The sequence below is a fragment of the Acidovorax delafieldii 2AN genome (genome assembly GCF_000175235.1).
Taxonomy (GTDB): Bacteria; Pseudomonadota; Gammaproteobacteria; order Burkholderiales; family Burkholderiaceae_C; genus Acidovorax; species Acidovorax delafieldii_B.
In genome coordinates, this window is record NZ_ACQT01000340.1 from 1 (window position 1) to 3,128 (window position 3,128).

Below are 3,128 nucleotides of genomic sequence, written 5' to 3' on the forward strand. Positions count from 1 at the left end.
AAAAGCTAGCACTGGCGCGGAGGTGGTGTTGGTAGATCGTTGATTTCATTGACTTTCCTGTTCACTTTCAAATCTGCGATTCGTGGCGTCAAACCGTGGTCGGTTTCATCCATTGGTGCCAGTTATCGATGCATTTGGCCGCGAAGGCAGGATTTGGTCAGCATAGCGGTCAACCGGGAAGCGAAACACACCCCGCAAGTTGATGCTCTCCAGCCTGGTGGGCGCAATCTTCCCGATCAGTTCCGGTGGAATGACCTGGCGGCGGTTCGACCAGCGATCCAGGACCGCCTGCATCTGTGAGGTATTCCACGCCATCACGATGTTGGCCATCAGGCTCAACGCATCGGCCACAGCCTGCATTTCATCGACACGTTTGGCCTGCGCCGGGCTGATCCGGCCGGTATAAATGGCGCGCTTGAGGGCGTTAACAGCCTCGCCCCGATTGAGCACCCGGCGCAACTCGTTCCTGAAAGCGTCCTTGACAAAGTAGTCAGCCAAAAACGCCGTACGCAGCAACCGCCCCAATTGCACGCCAGCCTCATAGATTGGATCGCCCTGGGCGGCAGAACCGAACCGCGCAAGAGCTGCCACCGCACTGGCATGTCCGCTCATGACCGAGGCTGCCAGGTGCACCAGACTATCCCAATGCTTTTCGATCAAAGCGACGTCGACATTGGCTTCGCACACCGCAGCGATTTCTGCGGGCACTTTGGTGCCGCGTGGCACAAAGAGGTGGCGCTGTTTGAGTTCCTTCAACCGCGGGCAAAGATCAAAACCAAGCAAACGGGCATGTGACATGGCAAAGTCGGTGTAGCCATGGGTATCCACAGCAAGCTGGCTGGTCTCCAGCTTTTCTTGGCGGATGACACCTTCAATGGCCACGCCCGCCTGGCGCTCATTGAGCACAAAGGGCTGCGCATGGAAGATGCCCCACCGGTCTTTTACATGGGAGTAGATTCCAATGGAAGGTGTGTTGCGCCGAGGATCAAGCCGGGCTTGCCACACCCGTTTGGTGGTCTCCATGCTCATCATGTCAGAAGATGCCAAATCGGACCGCCCCCAGGTGGCGGCAATCGGGTGTCGCTGCATGAATTCCAGCACAGCCTGGCAGGCCTGGCTCAGACGCCGTTCGTCCCGCGCCCAGCGCATGGCCTGGCGAATGCTGGTGGCAGACAATTGCGGAATCATGCGCGCGCATTCGACCGCAGTCAGACTGGTGCCGTGGGCCATGATGCCGGCATAGACCATCAGCAGCTCGTCGGTAGAGCGCGGCTCACGTCCGAGCATGATCCAGCTAAAGCGCACCTGGGCGTCAACGGCCAGAATCACTTCCGGCAATTGAACCTCACCGATGCGGTGATCCAAAGCCGCGCGCAGCTTGGTCACTTCTGGGTCTTCGTCCTCTGCGGGCAATGGCGACAAATGGAGTTCATCATCCACGCGCAGTACGCCACTGCGGGCTGCAGCGGCCACCGCATCGACACCGGCAGTTACTCTGGCCAGCAAAGGCTTCAAGAAAGTGGCAGCCTTGCTGGGTAACGATAGACGGGCATAGTGTTTCTTGGACTCTGCCTGCCAACGCTCGTCCGTGAAGAACAAGCGCGCACGACCCCGAAAGCTCAGGCTGTGCTCAATCCAGACCGAGCCATTGCGCACCGCGCGGCGCAGGGCAAACAGGGTGGCCACCTCCAACGCCTGAAACGCCCGTTCCCGGTCTGGGCTGGAGATCGAAACCTGCCAGATCATTCCCAGACTTGGTGCCACCACTTCAACTGGCAGCTTTCTGGATCCTTTGAGATATAAAGCTTGCAGCTTGGCAAGGTACTCGATGGCAGGATGCTCGCCGGTGGCCTGCCAGGGCAGCTTTGCAATGGCGACGAGCAACGACCGCACGGGGCGAATTCCATCAATCAATCCCTCGCGGACCAGGGAGGCCCTGCTCGGTGGTTTGCGTTTCTGGGTTTCGGTGATCAAGGCTTCAAGACGGGCACGCAACTCAGCATCTGGCACCGCACCTTGCGCGCTCAAGGCAACAAGTTCGCCGAGCAGCGTTTTGTACATTGCGGCCCAATTGACGGTAGCGGGGACATCGGCGGCAGCCTGACGCCACAGATCGGCGATCCGGCGCTGCACCATAAGGATCAACTGGTCTGTGGTGGTGAACAGGCAATACCGAAGAAAGCATGCGACCTCCACGGTGCGCGCTGGCTCTTTGATCTTGGCTCCGGCTGAGGGCGGCCTGGAGACAAGTCGGCGCGCGTAGCGGCGCAAGATGAGATCGGGGATGTCTGCCAGGTGCTTATGAACGTCCAGCGTGTAAAGCAGGTCGATGCGCTCCAGTACCTCGCTGATTTGGCGGGTTGAGTGTTTCGCCGGTGCAGCCCATAGCCAACTCTGCTGGGTTTGTCCATCTGGGCGCAGCTCTGAAACTGAGGCTCGCCAGCGATCAAGTGTTGCTGGATCAACGCTGGCGGCGATGGCGGTGCCTGTTTCAACTTCAAGCTGGGCAAGTGCCGCCGCAATCAGTGTCCGAATTGCCCGCTCGTGCACGATCACCAGCTTGTTCTTGTACAGCCATTGACGCGCCCGCACGAGTAGCTGATCGCGGTCGGCGCAGCGCGCCACTTCGTCGCGCAGTTCACGTACCAGTGAGCGGCGCTGGTGCTCGCTCATCCACTGGAATCCAAGGACCGTGCAGGCTACTTGTTGGTGATCGAATAGCGTGCGCCCGCGTTCATACATGGCTCTCAGCGAGGCGACTTCTGGTGCTGCAATGCCAAGCTCGTTGCCAAGGTGGCGCCACAAGGCTACTGGAATTACCCGAAAGGCACCGAGCAAACGCCCACTCATGCGCAGGAAACCAATATGGAGCGCCAGACCAAGCTTGTGGGAATCACCTCGGCGTGCATTGATTGCGTCGCGCTCGGCACCATCGAAGGTGAAAAATGCCTTCATCTCGAAGTCGCTGATATCGCGGGGGAGCCCACGCATCCCCAAAAACGTTGTGTGCCAACCCTGCATCGTGAACCTCAAAAGTGGGAGGCCACCATACCCGTTTACAAAGCGAACAGGAAAGTCAATGAAATCAACGGTCTACCCAGACCACCCCCGCGCCAGTGCTAGCTTTG

Annotated in this window: 1 protein-coding gene; it reads right to left on the reverse strand. The window is 59.1% G+C overall.

Features of this window, described 5'->3' with window-relative positions:
* Positions 1–105: 105 nt before the first annotated feature.
* Positions 106–3,021, reverse strand: a complete 2,916-nt coding sequence (locus ACDELDRAFT_RS20655) for a Tn3-like element IS1071 family transposase (protein ID WP_003049965.1) — start codon at positions 3,019–3,021, stop codon at positions 106–108.
* Positions 3,022–3,128: the final 107 nt, after the last annotated feature.